Annotated in this window: 16 protein-coding genes; 14 read left to right on the top strand and 2 right to left on the bottom strand. The window is 67.8% G+C overall.

All coding sequences use genetic code 11. The annotated features are described in order from the left end of the window. Nucleotides 1–495: 495 nt before the first annotated feature. The 3 genes from ABL840_RS34825 (at nucleotide 496) to ABL840_RS34815 (ending at nucleotide 2081) form a co-directional block, all read left to right on the top strand. Nucleotides 496–1188, top strand: a complete 693-nt coding sequence (locus ABL840_RS34825; protein WP_093304675.1) for an HAD family hydrolase — start codon at nucleotides 496–498, stop codon at nucleotides 1186–1188. Between the two features lie 61 nt (nucleotides 1189–1249). Beyond that, complete coding sequence (locus ABL840_RS34820; protein WP_093205930.1) at nucleotides 1250–1576, top strand: thioredoxin family protein; 327 nt, start codon at nucleotides 1250–1252, stop codon at nucleotides 1574–1576. A gap of 43 nt (nucleotides 1577–1619) precedes the next feature. After that, nucleotides 1620–2081, top strand: a complete 462-nt coding sequence (locus ABL840_RS34815) for a hypothetical protein (RefSeq protein ID WP_093304673.1) — start codon at nucleotides 1620–1622, stop codon at nucleotides 2079–2081. A 6-nt stretch (nucleotides 2082–2087) separates the two neighbouring features. On the opposite strand, the gene ABL840_RS34810 is transcribed toward ABL840_RS34815, so the two are convergent. Next, nucleotides 2088–3116 (bottom strand): AraC family transcriptional regulator, encoded by a 1029-nt coding sequence (locus ABL840_RS34810; protein WP_093304672.1) that lies wholly within the window; start codon nucleotides 3114–3116, stop codon nucleotides 2088–2090. Nucleotides 3117–3259: 143 nt separating this feature from the next. Here ABL840_RS34810 and ABL840_RS34805 point away from each other — a divergent pair, with 143 nt between their 5' ends. The 10 genes from ABL840_RS34805 (at nucleotide 3260) to yfcF (ending at nucleotide 14464) form a co-directional block, all read left to right on the top strand. Next, nucleotides 3260–4432: an isovaleryl-CoA dehydrogenase gene (locus ABL840_RS34805; RefSeq protein ID WP_093205924.1), complete on the top strand. Its 1173-nt coding sequence runs from the start codon at nucleotides 3260–3262 to the stop codon at nucleotides 4430–4432. Between the two features lie 75 nt (nucleotides 4433–4507). Further along, entirely contained in the window at nucleotides 4508–6190 is a 1683-nt protein-coding gene (locus tag ABL840_RS34800) for an AMP-binding protein (protein WP_093304670.1), read from the top strand. Then, nucleotides 6187–7809 carry a carboxyl transferase domain-containing protein gene (locus ABL840_RS34795; RefSeq protein ID WP_093304669.1) on the top strand — a complete coding sequence of 541 codons (1623 nt, stop codon included), beginning with the start codon at nucleotides 6187–6189 and terminating at the stop codon, nucleotides 7807–7809. The genes ABL840_RS34800 and ABL840_RS34795 overlap by 4 nt, the downstream gene beginning before the upstream one ends. A gap of 22 nt (nucleotides 7810–7831) precedes the next feature. Beyond that, complete coding sequence (locus ABL840_RS34790) at nucleotides 7832–8695, top strand: alpha/beta hydrolase family protein (RefSeq protein WP_176947545.1); 864 nt, start codon at nucleotides 7832–7834, stop codon at nucleotides 8693–8695. 16 nt (nucleotides 8696–8711) lie between these two features. Beyond that, a complete protein-coding gene (locus ABL840_RS34785; protein ID WP_093205916.1) occupies nucleotides 8712–9512 on the top strand; it encodes an enoyl-CoA hydratase/isomerase family protein in 801 nt (266 codons plus the stop codon). Continuing rightward, nucleotides 9488–10024, top strand: a complete 537-nt coding sequence (locus ABL840_RS34780; RefSeq protein ID WP_093429395.1) for an SMI1/KNR4 family protein — start codon at nucleotides 9488–9490, stop codon at nucleotides 10022–10024. The genes ABL840_RS34785 and ABL840_RS34780 overlap by 25 nt, the downstream gene beginning before the upstream one ends. Before the next feature lie 19 nt (nucleotides 10025–10043). Continuing rightward, nucleotides 10044–10718, top strand: a complete 675-nt coding sequence (locus ABL840_RS34775; protein ID WP_093205912.1) for a DUF4126 domain-containing protein — start codon at nucleotides 10044–10046, stop codon at nucleotides 10716–10718. After that, the gene (locus tag ABL840_RS34770) at nucleotides 10711–12717 is read left to right on the top strand and encodes an acetyl-CoA carboxylase biotin carboxylase subunit (RefSeq protein WP_093304664.1); all 2007 of its coding nucleotides are present in this window, start codon (nucleotides 10711–10713) and stop codon (nucleotides 12715–12717) included. Before ABL840_RS34775 ends, ABL840_RS34770 begins: the two co-directional genes overlap by 8 nt. Nucleotides 12718–12788: 71 nt before the next feature. Beyond that, nucleotides 12789–13760, top strand: coding sequence for a DUF4349 domain-containing protein (locus ABL840_RS34765; RefSeq protein WP_418116103.1), 972 nt, complete (start codon nucleotides 12789–12791; stop codon nucleotides 13758–13760). 71 nt (nucleotides 13761–13831) lie between these two features. Continuing rightward, entirely contained in the window at nucleotides 13832–14464 is a 633-nt protein-coding gene (gene yfcF, locus ABL840_RS34760) for a glutathione transferase (RefSeq protein ID WP_093304662.1), read from the top strand. A gap of 21 nt (nucleotides 14465–14485) precedes the next feature. On the opposite strand, the gene ABL840_RS34755 is transcribed toward yfcF, so the two are convergent. Then, a complete protein-coding gene (locus ABL840_RS34755) occupies nucleotides 14486–14800 on the bottom strand; it encodes an EthD family reductase (RefSeq protein WP_093205902.1) in 315 nt (104 codons plus the stop codon). 118 nt (nucleotides 14801–14918) lie between these two features. Between ABL840_RS34755 and ABL840_RS34750 the strand changes: the two genes are divergently transcribed. Then, the gene (locus ABL840_RS34750; RefSeq protein ID WP_093304660.1) at nucleotides 14919–15839 is read left to right on the top strand and encodes a 2-hydroxyacid dehydrogenase; all 921 of its coding nucleotides are present in this window, start codon (nucleotides 14919–14921) and stop codon (nucleotides 15837–15839) included. The last annotated feature ends 77 nt before the right edge of the window (nucleotides 15840–15916 follow it).

Raw genomic sequence — 15916 nt, 5'->3', positions numbered from 1 at the left:
GCGCTCCTCGGCGCAGCCAGAAGGGAGTTGGAGACCGAGCAGGCCATCGCTGCGCTCGGCCCCCAAGGCACAGCAAGCGCTGCGCGCCTGCTGTGCTTGGAATGGGGCAAGGGGCCCATTGCAGTTTCGGGGCCTCAATGCGTGGCCGAGCGAAGCGAAGGCCAGTCCAGGCTGTTCAGAAGGCCGAGCAAAGCGATGGCCCGCACGTCTCCCCTCCCCTCTGGCTGCGCCGAGGAGCGCAGACGTAGGAGGGATAAGGGCCGCAGCTGTTTGAGCGAAGCGAGTTCTGCGGACCCCCTCCTACGTCGAGCACCGCAGGTTGCCCGCAGCGAAGCGAAGGGACGCAGACAGTAGGGTCGCCTTTCTTTTGCCTACTTTTCTTTGGCGAAGCAAAGAAAAGTAGGTCGCCCGCCGGGCCGAGACCCGGCCCCGGACCAGCAATTCCAAAGCCGGTTGCTACCATCAAGGCAATCCGAAAGTCAGGCCCCAATCCCAATGACCCCCTTCCCCTTCTCCGCAGTCCTCTTCGACTGCGACGGCGTCCTGGTCGACTCCGAACCCATCACCAACCGAGTCCTCGCCGAAATGCTCGGCGAACTAGGCTGGCAAATCACCACGGAAGAATCCATGAACACCTTCACAGGCAAAGCCGTGAAGGACGAAGCCGCCCTGATCGAATCGAAGACGGGCTTCAAGATCACCGACGACTGGCTCAAGACCTTCCGTGCCCGCCGCAACGAGGCACTGGAGCGCGACCTCACGGCCATCCCCCATGCCCCTGCCGCGATCCGCGAGATCCACTCCAGGCTCAAGGGCCGCATCGCCTGCGCATCGGGCGCCGATCGCCACAAGGTCGAGCTGCAGCTCGCCAAGGTCGGCCTGCTCGACTGTTTCCAGGGCCGCATCTTCAGCGGCCACGAGATGCCGCGCTCCAAGCCGCATCCCGACGTGTACCTCGCCGCAGCCGAAGCACTGGGCGTCGACCCCAGGCGCTGCGCCATCGTGGAAGACACGGTCACCGGCGCGATGGCCGGCGTGGCCGCGGGCGCGACGGTGTTCGGCTACAGCACGGGCGAGTCGGGCCACAGCGGCCCCGGCCCGTTGCTGAGCGTGGGCGCGGTGAAGGTGTTCAGCGACATGGCCGAACTCCCGGCGCTGCTTTCGGGCTACGGGCTGCAGGCGGCCTGAGTTTCTGTTGGAATGCGAGGGAGCACAGCCCACTCCCCAGCCGCAGGAAGCAAGCACCCCCATGACCTCCGAATACAAAACCGAGCAACCCGAGCGCAGCGAGATCGACGCGCTCTCCGGTCCCGCCGTCGTCGAGTTCGGCACCAACTGGTGCGGCATCTGCAAGGCCGCGCAGCCGAACATCACCGAGGCCTTCGCGAAGTATCCGAACGTGCGCCGCATCAAGGTGGAAGACGGCAGCGGCCGTCCACTGGGCCGTTCGTTCAACGTGCGGCTCTGGCCCACATTGGTGTTCATGCGCGACGGCAAGCAGGTCGCGAAGCTGGTGCGGCCTGAAGACAGCCAGTCGATCGCCGACGCGCTGGCGCTGATAGACGCACCTGCCTGAGCACAGCAGGCGATGCTCTATCCACCGAGAAAGGGCGCCTGACATGAATACGGAACTCCAGCGGCTCGCCAGGACCGCAGATCTCGATGCGGAGGCCCATGCCCCGTTGCGGTTTCGCTTCGGCTTCATGTGCGCGCAGCGCGTGAGGCACCTGCTGGAGTCGCCCGAAGCATTGAGCGGCCTTGACACGCTCGGGGCCTTTGTCGATGGCCATGCCGATGCTGCCGCGCTGGCATCGGCGCAACAGCGCATGGCCGTGGTGGCGGGCAGCCATCCGGGCTCGCGCTCCATCGACGGAACGGCCCATGCAGCGGTGTCCGCGACCTATGCCGTCTACCAGGCGGTGGCCGGCCGCGCGCTGCAGGCGGCGGAGTACGCGGCCTACGCCATGGTCTACGCCTATGGCGCCTACGCGATCACCGATCCCGACGCCTTCGCGGAAGAGTTCGCGTGGCAGGTCTCCGCGTTCGAGGGCCTGCTGCGGGACCGCGAAAAGACGGCCTGATCCCGTTCATTTGCCCTGCTGCCGGAAGTCGCGCGGCGCCTGCCCCGTCCATTGCAGGAAGGCGCGCGAAAAGCTCTTCTCGTTGCGAAAGCCCACCGCCAGCGCCACCTGCTTGATCGGCCGCGTGGTGCGGCGCAGCTGGTCGACGGCCATCTCGTGACGCACCTCGTTCTTCAGCATCTGCAGCGAAGTGCCTTCCTCGTGCAGCTGCCGGTGCAGCGTGCGGCCCGACACGTTGAGCAGCGCGGCCAGCGCCTCGGCGGTGGTGGCCTCGCTGGCGCGCGAGCGCAGCAGTTCGCGCACGCGCTGGCCCAGCAGGCGGTCGCGCCGGTACTGCAGGATGGTGAGCGGCAGCGCGCGCTTGAGCATGGTGCGCAGCGCACGCTCGTCGCGCTGCAGGGGGAGGGCCAGGTAGCGCTCGTCGAAGGCGATGCCGGCCTGCGGCGCGCCGAAGCGCACGTCGGGCGTGAACATCAGCGGGTAGGCGTCGCTGTGCGGCGGCGCGGCGAACGGAAAGCTCGCATGGCGCAGCGAGATGCGCGAGTCGATGGCCCAGCACATGTAGCCGTGCACGAAGCGCAGCGTGGTCACCAGGCAGAACTCGCGGAAGGCGTCGTCGAGCGGGCGGTTCTCGGCGATGCGCAGCGTGGCCACGCCGCCGGCCAGGTCGAGCGAGAGGCCGATGTCCTCGGTCAGCAGCCGGTGGTGGCGGCACCAGCGCTTGAGGGCCACGCCCAGGTCGGGCGATGTCAGCGAGGCTCGGCACAGCATGCCGTAGCTGCCCCAGGGCAGGCGCCGCGTGAACCAGCCCAGCGTTTCGTCGTCGAGTTCCTGCATGGCGTGGCCGGACAGCGCCTCGAACTGCGCGGCCGTCACGCGCGCGCCCGGCCGGGCCAGTTCGCGCGGCGTGATCTGTGCCGCCTTCAGGGCCTCGGCGGGGTCCATGCCGTAGCGTTCGTAGGCCTGCACGATGGCTCTCACGAAGGCCATGGGCGTGACGGCGCGGGCGGGTCGGAGGAACGAGGGGGGCGACATGGTTCGGCGATTCGGTCGTGGCGCGATTTGCAACCATTGTGGCGCCAATTGAGGCACCGCGAAGCGTAAGCTGCGGTCTTTCAAGCAAGCGCCATCCCGCGCGGGTAGCCCTGCGCGCCGACCCCTCAGAGGAGACAAACCCCATGCACGATCCCGGCCTGAACTTCGACCTGGGCGAGACCATCGACTCGCTGCGCAGCGCGATCCAGGACTTCGCCGCGAACGAGATCGCTCCCCGAGCCGCCGACATCGACCGCGAGAACCTGTTCCCGCACGACCTCTGGAAGAAGCTCGGCGACCTCGGCCTGCACGGCATGACGGTGAAGGAAGAGTACGGCGGCACCGAGCTGGGCTACCTGGCCCACATCGTGGCCATGGAGGAGGTGTCGCGCGCATCGGCCTCGGTGGGCCTTTCGTACGGCGCGCACTCCAACCTGTGCGTGAACCAGATCCACCGCAACGGCAGCGAGGCGCAGAAGAAGAAATACCTGCCCAAGCTGGTGAGCGGCGAGCACGTGGGCGCGCTGGCCATGAGCGAGCCCAACGCCGGCTCCGACGTGGTGAGCATGAAGCTCAAGGCCCAGAAGAAGGACGGCTACTACGTGCTCAACGGCGGCAAGATGTGGATCACCAATGGTGGCGACGCCGACACGCTGGTGATCTACGCCAAGACCGAGCCCGAGATGGGCGCGCGCGGCATGACGGCCTTCATCGTCGAGAAGAACTTCAAGGGCTTCTCGGCCGGCACCAAGCTCGACAAGCTCGGCATGCGCGGCTCCAACACCTTCCCGCTGTTCTTCGACAACTGCGAAGTGCCCGAAGAGAACGTGCTCGGCGGTGAAGGCATGGGCGCCAAGGTGCTGATGAGTGGCCTCGACTACGAGCGCGCCGTGCTCTCGGGCGGCCCGCTGGGCATCATGGCCGCATGCATGGACGCTGTGCTGCCCTTCATCCACGAGCGCAAGCAGTTCGGCCAGAGCATCGGCGAGTTCCAGCTCATGCAGGGCAAGCTGGCCGACATGTACTCCACCTGGCAGGCCACGCGCGCCTATGTGTACGCCGTGGGCAAGGCCTGCGACCGCAACGACCATGCGCGCACCTTCCGCAAGGACGCGGCCGGCGCCATTCTGTACTCGGCAGAGAAGGCGACGTGGATGGCCGGCGAGGCGATCCAGACGCTGGGCGGCGTGGGCTACACCAAGGAGTTTCCGGTCGAGCGCCTGTGGCGCGACGCGAAGCTGTACGAGATCGGCGCGGGCACCAGCGAGATCCGCCGCATGCTGATCGGCCGCGAGCTTTTCGCAGAGACGGCATAGGATGTTTTCTCCCTGCCCCGGCACGAACCGGGCAGGGAAGAAAAGCGAAAAGAGCGAACGGAGACAAGGAAGGAAATGAGCATGACTGCTTCGTTGACCGAGAGCTACGGCAAGGGCGCCACCGACGTCCCCCTGATCGAACAACCCATCGGCGACTTCTTCGACGACATGGTCGCGAAGCAGCCGGATCGCGAGGCGCTCGTCAGCCGCCATGAAGGCAGGCGCTACACCTACCGCGAGCTGCAGACCGAATCGAACCGCCTCGCCAGCGCGCTGCTGAAGCTGGGCCTCGTGCCCGGCGACCGCGTGGGCATCTGGTCGCACAACAACGTGCCGTGGGTGCTGATGCAGATCGCCACCGCGAAGGTCGGCCTGATCCTCGTCAACATCAACCCGGCGTATCGCACCTCCGAGCTCGAATACGCGCTCAACAAGGTCGGCTGCAAGGCGCTGGTGACGATGGCGCAGTTCAAGACCAGCGACTACCTCGGCATGCTGCGCGAGCTGGGCCCGAAGCGCCTGCCGCAGCTGGCCCACACCTTCTGGATCGATGCGAAGCCGGGCGAGGGCGACGAGCAGCCCGGCATGCAGCGCTTCTCGCAGCTTCTCGCGAGCGGCGATGCCAACGACCCGCGCGTCGCGCAGGTGCAGAAGACGCTGAAGGCCACCGACCCGATCAACATCCAGTTCACCAGCGGCACCACCGGCTTTCCGAAAGGCGCGACGCTCACGCACCGCAACATCCTGAACAACGGCTTCTTCATCGGCGAATGCATGAAGCTCTCGCCCGTCGACAGGCTGTGCATTCCGGTGCCTCTGTACCACTGCTTCGGCATGGTGCTGGGCAACCTGGCCTGCCTCACGCACGGCTCGGCCATCGTGTACCCGAACGACGGCTTCGATCCGCTCACCGTGCTGGAGACGGTGCAGGCCGAGAAGTGCACCGGGCTGCACGGCGTGCCGACGATGTTCATCGCCGAGCTCGACCATCCGCGCTTCAGGGAGTTCGACCTGTCGACGCTGCGCACCGGCATCATGGCCGGCTCGCCGTGCCCCATCGAGGTGATGAAGCGCGTGGTCAGCGAGATGCACCTGAGCGAGATCACCATCGCCTACGGCATGACCGAGACCAGCCCCGTGAGCTGCCAGAGCAGCACCGACACGCCACTCGACCGCCGCGTGTCGACCGTGGGCACGGTGCAGCCGCACCTCGAAGTGAAGATCGTCGACCCCGAGACCGGCGCCGTGATGCCGCCGGGCAAGTCGGGCGAGCTGTGCACGCGCGGCTACTCGGTGATGCACGGCTACTGGGACGACGAGGCCAAGACCCGCGAGGCGATCGACGCCGAGCACTGGATGCACACCGGCGACCTCGCCACCATGGACGCCGAGGGCTACGTGAACATCGTCGGGCGCATCAAGGACATGGTGATCCGCGGCGGCGAGAACATCTATCCGCGCGAGATCGAGGAGTTCCTGTACCGCCATCCGAAGGTGCAGGATGTGCAGGTCGTCGGCCTGCCCGACCGCAAGTACGGCGAGGAACTGTGCGCCTGGATCATCGTCAAGCCGGGACAGAGCGCCACCGAGGAAGACATCCGCGAGTTCTGCAAGGGCCAGATCGCGCACTACAAGGTGCCGAAGTACATCCGCTTCGTGAGCGAGTTTCCGATGACGGTAACCGGCAAGATCCAGAAATTCAAGATCCGCGACGCCATGACCGAGCAGCTCGGCCTGAGCCAGGAAAAGACAGCATGAGCCAACTCGAGACCAAACTGAACGCCCGCTCGGCGGACTTCCAGGCCAACGCCGCCGCCATGCGCGCGCTGGTCGACGACCTTCGCACGCAGTTCGCGAAAGTGGAGCAAGGCGGCGGCGAAGCCGCGCGCGCCAAGCACACGGCACGCGGCAAGCTGCTGCCGCGCGACCGCGTGGCCGAGCTGCTCGACCCGGGCACGCCATTCCTCGAGATCGCGCCGCTGGCCGCGCATGCGATGTACCTCGACGGCAAGGGCGTGGAGTCGGCGCCGGGCGCCGGCATCATCGCGGGCATCGGCCGCGTCAACGGCGTCGACTGCATGATCGTGTGCAACGACGCCACGGTGAAGGGCGGCACCTACTACCCGATGACGGTGAAGAAGCACCTGCGCGCGCAGGAGATCGCCGAGCAGAACCGCCTGCCGTGCATCTACCTCGTCGACTCGGGTGGCGCCAATCTGCCGAACCAGGACGAGGTGTTCCCCGATCGCGAGCACTTTGGCCGCATCTTCTACAACCAGGCCAACATGAGCGCCCAGGGCATCCCGCAGATCGCGGTGGTGATGGGCTCTTGCACGGCCGGCGGCGCATACGTGCCTGCGATGAGCGACGAATCGATCATCGTAAAGAACCAGGGCACCATCTTCCTGGGCGGCCCGCCGCTGGTGAAGGCGGCCACCGGCGAAGTGGTGACGGCCGAGGACCTGGGCGGCGGCGACGTGCACACGCGCCTGTCGGGCGTGGTCGATCACTTGGCGCAGAACGACCTGCACGCGCTGGCGCTGGCGCGCTCGGCGGTGGCGAACCTCAACGCCAAGGCGGCCGAGGCCCCGGCGAAAGCCGCGGTGCGCGAGCCAGCATTCCCGCGCGAAGAGCTCTACGGCGTGATTCCCACCGACACGCGCAAGCCATTCGACGTGCGCGAGATCATCGCGCGCATCGTCGACGGCAGCGAGTTCCACGAGTTCAAGGCGCGCTTCGGCGCCACGCTGGTGTGCGGCTTCGCCGAGATCGAGGGCATGCCGGTGGGCATCGTGGCCAACAACGGCATCCTGTTTTCCGAATCGGCGCAGAAGGGCGCGCACTTCATCGAGCTGTGCTGCCAGCGCAAGATCCCGCTGGTGTTTTTGCAGAACATCACCGGCTTCATGGTGGGCCGCAAGTACGAGAACGAAGGCATCGCGCGCCACGGCGCCAAGATGGTGACGGCGGTGGCCACCGCCAACGTGCCCAAGTTCACGATCATCATCGGTGGCAGCTTCGGTGCCGGCAACTACGGCATGTGCGGTCGCGCGTACAGCCCGCGCTTCCTCTGGATGTGGCCCAACGCGCGCATCAGCGTGATGGGCGGCGAGCAGGCCGCGAGCGTGCTGGCCACCGTGAAGCGCGACGGCATCGAGCTCAAGGGCGGCAGCTGGAGCAAGGAAGAGGAAGAAGCCTTCAAGGCGCCGATCCGCCAGCAGTACGAAGACCAGGGCCACCCCTACTACGCCACCGCGAGGCTGTGGGACGACGGCATCATCGATCCGGCCGACACGCGCCGCGTGCTGGCGCTGGGGCTTGCGGCTGCGCGCAATGCGCCGGTGCCGGAGCCGAAGTTCGGCATCTTCCGGATGTAGGGCGAGGGACGGAGTCGCTCTCATGACGCTGCGCCGGCTCACGCTCATCGCCGCCTTGCTCTGCGCGGCGCTGGGCGCGCACGCGCAGAGTGTGGCGCGCCGCGACATAGAAATTCCGATGACGGTAAAGGGCTTCTTCAGCGAGTCCCACATCAAGCTGGCCGCCACCGAATACAGGCCCGAGGGCAACGGGCCGTTTCCGGTGCTGGTGATCAACCACGGCACGCCGCGTTCGTCCGCCGACATTCCGAAGATGCAGGACCGCTACGCGCGGCAGGCCGAGATGTTCGCGAAGCACGGCTTCCTGGTCCTCAACCCGCTGCGGCGCGGCTACGGCAAGTCCGACGGGCCGTGGGCCGAGAACTACTTCAGCTGTGCCAACCCCGACTACGTGCAGGCCGGCCTCGAAAGCGCGAAGGACATCAGCGCCGCGCTCGATTACGCGCGCACGCTGCCGTATGCCGACGCGCAGCACATGGTGCTGCTCGGCAAGTCGGCAGGTGGCTTCGGTGTGCTGGCGTTGTCGAGCCTGAACCCCGAGGGCGTGGTCGGCACCATCAACTTTGCGGGCGGCCGCGGCTCGCGCGGGCCGGACGACGTGTGCAACGAAGCGAAGCTGGTCGATGCCTTCGGCCGCTACGCATCGACCACCAGGGTGCCGATGCTGTGGGTCTATTCGGAGAACGACCATTTCTTCGGCCCCGCACTGGCGACCCGGCTGCTGGAGGCCTACAAGGCCAAGGGCGTGGACGTGCGTTTCGAGCGCGTGCCGCCCTACGGCAACGACGGTCACGCCTTCTTCGAGGGCCGCGACAACGCCGCGATCTGGGTACCCATGGTGGACCAGTTCCTCGCGAAGCTGGGCTTGCCCCGGCACCCGCAATGACGACAAGACAACCGACATGAGCGAATACACCAAACTCCAGCTGAGCTTCGACGGCGCGATCGCCCGCATCTGGCTCGACCAGCCCGACGCGCGCAATGCCTTCGACGACATCGTCATCGCCGAACTGACGCGGGCCTTCACCGAGGCCGGTGCCGCGCCGCAGGTCAAGGCCATCGTGCTCGGCGCGAACGGCCCGGCCTTCTGCGCGGGCGCGAACCTCAACTGGATGCGCCGCATGGCCGACTACACGCGCGACGAGAACATCGCCGACGCGGGCAAGCTGGCCGCCATGCTGCGCACCATCGCCGAGTGCCCCAGGCCCACCATCGCGCGCGTGCAGGGCGACGTGTACGCAGGCGGCATGGGGCTGGTGGCGGCCTGCGACATGGCCGTGAGCGTGGACAGTGCCTGGTACTGCCTGAGCGAAGTGAAGATCGGCCTCGTGCCCGCGACCATCAGCCCCTACGTGCTGCGCGCGATGGGCACGCGCGCCTCGCAGCGCTACTTCCTCACGGCCGAGCGCTTCACCGCGGCCGAGGCGCATCGCATCGGCTTCGTGCACGAGGTGGTGGCCGCCGATGCGCTCGATGCGAAGGTCGACGAGCTGGTGAAGGCGCTGACCGGCGCGAGCCCAGCCGCGGTGCGCGCCTGCAAGCAGTTGATCGCCGACGTGGCCGGCCGCGAGATCGACGACGCATTGATCGCGAAGACGGTCGAGGGCATTGCCGACATCCGCGCGAGCGACGAAGGCCGAGAGGGCGTGCAGGCCTTCCTGCAGAAGCGCAAGCCCTCGTGGCTGGAAGCGAACAAGGCCTGAGCGACATGGTGCAGCATCGCGAACTCATCGGGCGCATGGACGCGTGGCTGGCCGTCCGTCGGCCGGACTACCACGCGTTGCTGCAGCCCGGCGTGGACGACGGTGCGCTCGACGCCTTCGAGGCGAAGTTCTCGCTGAAGCTGCCCGAGGCCTTCCGCGCGCTCTACCGCTGGCGCAATGGCCAGCCGAACAGCAGCTTCGACAGCCTGCAGGGCAACCGCATGTTCAGCGCGCTCGAGGACATCGCCGACACCAAGGAGATGCTCGACGACATGATCGGCTTCGACTTCGAAGACCCGGCCACGTGGCGTCGCGGCTGGGTGCCCTTCCTGTCGAACGGCGGCGGCAGCTACCTGTGCGTGGACATCGATACGCAAGGCGGCGGCCAGCCTGGGCAGCTTGTCGGTTTCTGGAAGGCCGATGAAGACCGCCCCGTCGAGCATGCGTCGGTCGAGGCATGGCTCGCCGAACTCGTGGCTTCCATGGAAGCCGGCACCGTCGAATTCGACTGAAGAGAGAAGGGGCCTCGCCATGAACACCAGCCTCGACATGCCGCAGCTGCTCGCGCTGGCCGCCGCCATCGGCTGGGCCAGCGGCGTGCGGCTCTACCTGGTCGTGCTGCTGACGGGCCTGGCCGGCTACTTCGGCTGGGTGCCGCTGCCGGGCGGGCTGCAGATGCTGGCGCATCCGGTGGTGATCGCGGCCAGCGGCTTCATGGTGTTCATCGAATTCTTCGCCGACAAGATCCCCGGCCTCGATTCGCTGTGGGACGTGGTGCACACGGCGATCCGCATTCCGGCCGGCGCGGCGCTCGCGGCCAGCGTTTTCGGCGTCGACCATGGCGTGATGGCGATCGTCGCGGCGCTGCTCGGCGGCAGCTTCGCGGCCACCGCGCACGCGGCCAAGGCCACGACGCGCGCGGCCATCAACACATCGCCCGAGCCGTTCTCGAATGTCGGCGCCTCGCTGGCCGAAGACGCCATGGTGCCCACGGGGCTGTGGCTCGCGGTGGCGCATCCGTTCGTCTTCCTCGTGCTGTTCGTGCTGGTGCTTGTGGCGAGCGTGTGGCTCATCCGCAAGAGCTGGCGTTTCCTCAAGGCGCTGTTCGCCCGCGTGGCCCGCATCTTCAGCGGCCGGCCCGATCCGGGCGTGGTGCCCGCGTTTCAACTGAAAAAGAATCCTCCGGGAGACACTCCGAATGTTTAAGAAGATCCTTATTGCGAACCGTGGCGAGATTGCTTGCCGAGTTGCCGCGACTGCGCGCCGCATGGCGATCCGCACCGTCGCCGTGTATTCCGATGCCGACGCGCACGCCAACCACGTGCGCGCCTGCGACGAGTCGGTGCACCTCGGCGGCAGCGCCCCGAAGGACAGCTACCTGCGCTGGGAAAAGATCCTCGAAGCCGCCAAGGCCACGGGCGCAGAGGCGGTTCATCCGGGCTACGGCTTCCTGAGCGAGAACGAGGAGTTCGCGCAGGCCTGCGCCGACGCGGGCCTGGTCTTCATCGGCCCGCCGCCCTCGGCCATCAAGGCGATGGGCCTGAAGGCCGAGTCGAAGCAGCTGATGGAAAAGGCCGGCGTGCCGCTGGTGCCCGGCTACCACGGCCACGACCAGAACCCGCAGCTGCTGCAGCGCGAGGCCGACCGCATCGGCTACCCGGTGCTCATCAAGGCCAGCGCCGGCGGCGGCGGCAAGGGCATGCGCGCGGTCGACAAGGCGGAAGACTTCGCCGCCGCGCTCGCCTCGTGCCAGCGCGAGGCCATCAACAGCTTCGGCGACGATGCGGTGCTGATCGAGAAGTACGTGCAGCGCCCGCGCCACATCGAGATCCAGGTGTTCGGCGACACGCACGGCAACTATGTCTACCTGTTCGAGCGTGACTGCTCGGTGCAGCGGCGCCACCAGAAGGTTCTTGAAGAAGCTCCTGCGCCCGGCATGACCGAGGCCATGCGCAAGCAGATGGGCGAGGCCGCCGTGGCCGCCGCGCGCGCGGTGAACTATGTGGGCGCGGGCACGGTCGAGTTCATCGTCGAGCAGCGCGAGGGCGGCGAGATGAACTTCTTCTTCATGGAGATGAACACGCGGCTGCAGGTGGAACACCCCGTGACCGAGGCCATCACGGGGCAGGACCTCGTCGAATGGCAGCTGCGCGTGGCTTCGGGCGAGACGCTGCCCGCGAAGCAGTCGGAGCTGCAGATCCACGGCCATGCCATCGAGGCGCGCATCTGCGCCGAGAACCCGGACAACAACTTCCTGCCCGCCACCGGCACGCTGCGCGTGTACCGCAAGCCGCAAGCCACTGCCTTCCAGCGCAGCCGCGTGCGCATCGACGACGGCGTGCGCGAGGGCGGCGAGATCTCGCCGTTCTACGACTCGATGATCGCCAAGCTGATCGTGCACGGCTCCACGCGCGAAGAGGCGCTGGCCCGGCTCGATGCGGCGCTGGCGCAGGTGCAGATCGTGGGCGTGGCCACCAACGTGCAGTTCCTGCGCGGCATCCTGGCGACGCAGTCGTTCTCGAAGGCCAACCTCGACACCGCGCTGATCGAGCGCGAGCGCGCCGTGCTGTTCGACCGCGAGCCGCTGGGCCTGCCGCTGGCGGCTGCCGCGGCCATCACGCGCACGCTGATCACCGAATGGCCCGCGAAGATGCCCGATCCGTTCGCGCGCCGCGACGGCTGGCGCTCGCTGGGCGAGTACCGGCGCCACTTCGACTTCGAGTTCCGCGGTGCGGAGCAGACCGCCGTGCTGACCTACAAGCGCGACGGCAGCCTGTGGCTCGAGGCCGGCGGCGCAGCAGGGCCGCTGGTGATCGGCCAGTTCCCGGCCGGCGAGTTCGAGGTGGAGTTCGCCGGCACGCGCCAGACGCTCGACGTGCACGTCGACGGAGCCACCGCGCACGTCTTCGCATCGAAGGGCGCCACGAAGATCACTGCCATCGACCGCCTGGCCCACGCCGGCGACACCCATGCCGAAGGCGGCCGGCTTACCGCGCCCATGCCGGGCAAGGTGGTGTCTTTCGCGGTCAAGGCAGGCGACAAGGTCAGCCGCGGGCAGCCGCTGGCGGTGATGGAGGCGATGAAGATGGAGCACACCATCGCCGCGCCGGCCGACGGCACGGTGGAGGAGCTGATGTTCGCGCCGGGCGAGCAGGTGGCCGAGGGCGACGAACTGCTGCGGATGAGTGCGGCGGTGGCGGTTTGAAAAAAAGTTAACCCCGTTCCGGGCGCTCGCCCGTATGAGCTGCGGTAGTCATCACTCGAGGGAATCGTTCCATGACCTATCGCCTGCCCCGTTTGCCCCTTTTGTCCCGTTTCTCTGCCCGTCGCCATGCGGGCATTGCCCTGCTGGCCCTGGCGGCCGCGCTGTCGCTGGCCGGCTGCAACCGCAACAGCGGCGAAGCCGGCGTGCTCGCCGAATCGGCCCCGCCGCCCGCGCCGATGCAGGCAGCGGCCGGCTACGGCGGCGGCATGGCCATGAAGGAGCAGCGCATGCGCTCGGCGGAGCCGGCCTCCGCGCCTTCCGCCTCCGACCAGCAGCAGGACGGCACGCCCCTGCAGCGCTTTCTGGCCGTGCGGCAGGACCTGAACGTCGAGGTGCCGGCCGAGCAACTCGCCGATGCCTGGGGCAAGGTGCGCGACCTGTGCGGCACGCTGAAGTGCGAGCTGCTGTCGTCCTCCCTGCTGCGCGAGACGCCCCAGCAGCCCGGCAACGCCATGCTCGAGATGCGCGTGGAGCCCGCCGACGTCGACAAGCTGCTCGGCGGCCTGGCTGGCGTGGCGAACGTGGTCTCGCACACCACCACCAGCGATGACAAGACCGCCGAGGTGATCGACGTCGAGGCCCGCATCAAGAACCGCACCGAGTTCCGCGACAGCCTGCGCACGATGCTGCGCGACACCGTCACCAAGCGCACCATGACCGACCTGCTGGCCATCCAGCGCGCGCTGTCGGACACGCAGGCCGAGCTCGACGCCATCGCCACGCAGCGCAAGGTGCTGGCCCAGCAGACCAGCAAGCAGCACATCCAGATCCAGTTCTCGGCCAAGCGCGCGCTGGTGAGCAGCGGCGACGGCTACAGCCCGATGCGGCATGCGCTGCGCAACGCCGGCTCGGTGCTGGCGGAAAGCGTGGGCTCGCTCATCACCTTCATCGCGGCGGTGCTGCCGTGGCTGGTGCTGGTGGTGCTGCCGGTGGGCTGGCTGGTGCGCGTGCTGTGGCGCCGCCGCCGCGCCGCAACCAAATGACGCGGCCGAGTAAGTAAGATCGGGGAGGGCTCTGTTCTAGGCCCTTTTTCTTACCCCAGGAGCCTTTTCCGATGCCGGATCCGCTGCGTCTCTACGTGGATGCCCAGTACGCCAGTCCCTATGCCATGTCGGTGTTCGTGGCGCTGCACGAGAAGCAGCTCGGCTTCGACATGTCGCCCGTCGACCTGGGCGCGCTGGAGCACCGGGCGGCCGGCTTCGCGCAGTTGTCGCTCACGCAGCGCGTGCCGACGCTGGTGCACGGCGACTTCGCCCTGTCGGAGTCTTCCGCCATCACCGAGTACATCGACGAGACCTTCACGGAAGGGCCGGCGCTGTATCCCGCCGAGCCGCGCAACCGGGCCCGGGCGCGCCAGCTGCAGGCCTGGCTGCGCAGCGACCTGATGCCGATCCGGCAGGAGCGCCCCACCGAAGTGATCTTCTACGGCCCGGCCGGCGTGCCGCTCTCGGCCGTGGCCCATCGGGCGGCGAAGACGCTCTTCCAGGTGGCGCAGGCGCTGCTCGCGGACGGCGCCGAGAACCTGTTCGGCGAATGGTCTATTGCCGACGTCGACCTGGCACTGATGCTCAACCGCCTGGTCATGAACGGCGATGCCGTGCCGCAGCGGCTGGCCTCCTACGCGGACCGCCAGTGGCAGCGGCCCTCGGTGCAGCGCTGGGTGGCGCTGGAGCGGCCGCCGCGCTGACCGGATGGTGAGGGGGCTTCTTCAGCCCACCACCACTTCGCTGATCTGCGTCGCCGGCACGATGTCGGTGTAGTTCTTCACGTCGTCCCTGATCTCCTTCGCGTGCGGGCCGAAGGCCTTCTGGAAGGATTCGACGGATTCGGCGAACACGTGGCACATGGCTACGTAGGTGGGCGCGGAGCCCGGCGCGCCGCCGCCCAGGCCCTTGTCGATGGTGTAGGAGAGGCATGCGTCGCCCATGCGGGCCGCGAGCAGGGGCATGTGCTTGTCGCGGTAGTAGTCGTGATCGAACCGTGCGCCGGGGGTGTGGGGGTACATCACGCTGAACTTGATCATTGAAGGTGGCTCCTGAGGTGAGCGTTCGAGGATAGGAGATGGCCAGTGCCCGCACAAGCCGAGGGCGAGCCGGGCGCGACTCTGCGTGTCGCGCGGGCGGCCCCTAAGATGCGTGCCCATGCGAATCACCGTCTACCTCACCGACAACCGCCCGGAACCCTGGATCGAAGGCCTGAAGGCCGAACTCCCCGATGCCGTCATCGAAGCCTGGAAGCCCGGCGCTCCCCAGGCCGACCATGCCGTTGTCTGGGCACCGCCGCAGGAGTTCCTCGACGAGCAGCCCAAGCTGCGCGGCATCTTCAACATCGGCGCGGGCGTCGATGCACTGCTCAAGCTGAAGGTGCCGGCGCACACGCGCATCGTGCGGCTCGACGACGCGGGCATGTCGGTGCAGATGGCCGAGTACGTCTGCCACACGCTCATCCGCCACTTCCGCGAGTTCGACGCCTACGAGGCCGATGCGCGCGAGGGCAAGTGGAGCTATCGCAAGCCGAAGCTGCGGCGCGACTTCCCCGTCGGCATCATGGGCCTGGGCGTGCTCGGCGAGCGCGTGGCGAAGGCCGTGGCGCAGTTCGAGTTCCCGGTGCTGGGCTGGAGCCGTTCGCCGAAGGAGATCGAAGGCGTGCGCGTGTTCAGCGGCGAGGCGCAGTTCGACGAGTTCCTGTCGTCCACGCGCGTGCTGGTCAACCTGCTGCCGCTGACGGAGGCGACGCGCGGCATCCTCAACCGCGACACGCTGGGCACGCTGAAGCCCGAGGGCTATCTCATCAGCATCGCGCGCGGCGGCCACCTGGTTGAAGACGACCTGATCCCGCTGCTCGACGCCGGCCGGCTCGCGGGCGCGACGCTCGACGTGTTCCAGGTCGAGCCGCTGCCTTCCGACCACGCCTTCTGGCGCCATCCGAAGATCACCGTGACGCCGCACGGCTCGGCGCGCACGCTGCGCGAGGAGTCCATTGCCCAGATCGCCGGGAAGATCCGCGCGATGGAGAAGGGGCTGCCGATCGCCGGCGTGGTCGATCCGGCACGCGGCTACTGACGGGAGCGCGTCCTCCTTCCGGGCCCGCCGGAATGCATCGCGGGCAGGGGAAACCCTGAAACACATGTTTTTCACAA

The sequence above is a fragment of the Variovorax sp. NFACC27 genome (assembly GCF_048301545.1).
GTDB lineage: Bacteria > Pseudomonadota > Gammaproteobacteria > Burkholderiales > Burkholderiaceae_C > Variovorax > Variovorax gossypii.
This window is presented reverse-complemented; position numbering and strand designations above follow the sequence as displayed.